Annotated in this window: 4 protein-coding genes; 3 read left to right on the top strand and 1 reads right to left on the bottom strand. The window is 32.3% G+C overall.

Annotation, left to right across the window (positions count from 1 at the left end; genetic code table 11):
• Positions 1-210 (top strand): mechanosensitive ion channel family protein (locus ABZA26_RS13685; RefSeq protein WP_372715053.1); only part of this gene is annotated, 210 nt, incomplete at its 5' end.
• Between the two features lie 119 nt (positions 211-329).
• Here ABZA26_RS13685 and ABZA26_RS13680 read toward each other — a convergent pair.
• A complete protein-coding gene (locus ABZA26_RS13680; protein WP_372715052.1) occupies positions 330-1211 on the bottom strand; it encodes a hypothetical protein in 882 nt (293 codons plus the stop codon).
• Positions 1212-1412: 201 nt separating this feature from the next.
• Between ABZA26_RS13680 and ABZA26_RS13675 the strand changes: the two genes are divergently transcribed.
• Entirely contained in the window at positions 1413-1718 is a 306-nt protein-coding gene (locus tag ABZA26_RS13675) for a hypothetical protein (protein WP_372715051.1), read from the top strand.
• A 19-nt stretch (positions 1719-1737) separates the two neighbouring features.
• The coding region (locus ABZA26_RS13670; RefSeq protein ID WP_372715050.1) for a hypothetical protein at positions 1738-2078 on the top strand (341 nt) is incomplete at its 3' end.

The following is a 2078-nucleotide window of genomic DNA, read 5'->3' as shown; positions in this document are numbered from 1 at the left end:
CTAAAAGATGATCCTATCACCATAAGAGTAAAGGAACTAGGGGACTCCTCTGTAAACATAACATACAGAGTATGGTGTAATACGCCAGACTACTGGAATGTGTATTTTGATACTATTGAAAAAGCAAAGGAAGTTTTTGACAGGGAGAAAATCGAAATACCATTTCCTCAGATGGATGTTCATTTTAATCCCAAAGATATACACAATTAAAAGAGCTGCTTTTGCAGCTCTTTTAATTGTAAAAAATCAATTAATTTGCAAAACTTTAATTATAAGTTTTAGATAATTATCTGTACTGTTTTCAGAAGTTAATCATAACAAAAGCAGTATTAATACTTATATACTTCCCTGGAGACAATGCTTTGATCTAAAGCATAAAACCTTTTTTCTGTTATTCTGCCCTTAGAATCATAATTAAACTTATAATAACCCCTATACTTCCCTGAAGAATGTTCAGAGATTCTGTCTATCCTTCCCAGGTTATCCCTTGTATAAACAAGCCTTGTATTTATTTTTCCGCTGATAAATTTTTCTTCTTTTAATTTTCCAGACTGGTCATAAATAAAATTCCTTGTACTTAAAAATTTTCCGTCACCGGAAAGTACGGTTATTTTAGAAAGAGCACCGTTAGTATAAGAGAAAACCTCCTCCTCTAAAAAAGCACCTTTGGCATCGAAAATCTTTTTTCCCACAACCCTGTAATTATTGCTGTATTTATAATTTTTTTTTGTGTAAAGTTCCCCTTTGGGATCAATATATCTTTCTGATGAAAGTCTCATGAGAGAGTCATATTCGTATAAAATTGTGTTGTCAAGATATCCGTATAAATACACATTTGAACTTTTTATCAGACCATTCTTACCGAAGGAGCTCGCCACTCTTTGTATCTGAGTATTGTTTTTAAGGATTTTTTCATAGCTTGAAGGAAGGGGTCTCGATGAAAAAACTGCCCCGTTGTCATCATATTCTTCTTCACACCTTTTTATCAAATCGATTCTCTTTATAACCTTTTGATCCACTGAATAAAATAAAATTTCATTTTCTTTTTTTTCGTAAGTTTTTAAGGGCTTTTCTTCCTTAATTTCTATTACTTCTTCTGCCTCCACTTCTGATTCTACTTCTGCTGGTTTTACAGGAGTTTCCGATACTGTATCCAGATTTCCGCATCCGATAAAAATCAGCAAAGAAAAAAACATTATAAATTTATTCATGATCATCCTCCCGAAGATATACTATTTTTAATAAATCTAATATTTTCTTATATATACTAATTTTACTAGTTTTATTGATTTTTTAAAAGAAATAAATAAAAAAAATTATATAAACCCTTAAAACTTTTAAGAAAACCTCAATGTAACATCACATTTATAGAATACTATATATCTATAAAATGAAATACAGGAGGAAGTTACATGATGAGGAAAAATCTGTTACCTTTAAGTGCCTGTCTGCTGCTCATAGCAACTGCTGCATTTGCCGGAATGAATTTAAATCTGAGCAGAGAGATACCTGTCTGCACAGAAGAAGTAATAAGTATGTATGAGGGCTCTACACAGCTTAGTATAAAGGCGATAGTGGAAGAGCTGAGAGTGATAGAATCGGATTTAGCCAGAGAGAATGAAAAAACCGAGAAGGACTGGGATTCAATAAAAGTCCTGACCCAGAGAGCCGGAGAATTAAAAGGGAAACTAGAATATATTGTCTTAAGCAAAAACTAATACGACGGGAGGAGAGACAGTGAAGAAATTCATTACATTATTTTTAATTATTATTTCTTTGTCAGCATGTAAAAATGATAATAAGCTGAACTCGGCTTCGAAAGAGGGAGAGAATATCCAAAATAATTCTGTGGCGACAGAAGAGGTACATGGAATTCGTGCAGAATCTGAAAATATAGATTCAAAAACTTCCCACGATTTTTGTTATATAGATAAAGCCAAATCAGAAAAAGACCCAGAACTTGAGGAGCTTTATAAAAAACTATCAAAACTTCAGACCAGTGCTGATGAGATGTCAAAATATCCGAAAACTTCAGATATATTAACGGATATAACTAAAGATATAGGTAATATAAAGGG

It is taken from the genome of Ilyobacter sp., from assembly GCF_041583315.1.
In the GTDB taxonomy this organism is placed as follows: domain Bacteria; phylum Fusobacteriota; class Fusobacteriia; order Fusobacteriales; family Fusobacteriaceae; genus Ilyobacter.
The sequence above is the reverse complement of the archived record's forward strand: the minus strand, read 5'-3'. Positions and strand labels throughout refer to the sequence as shown.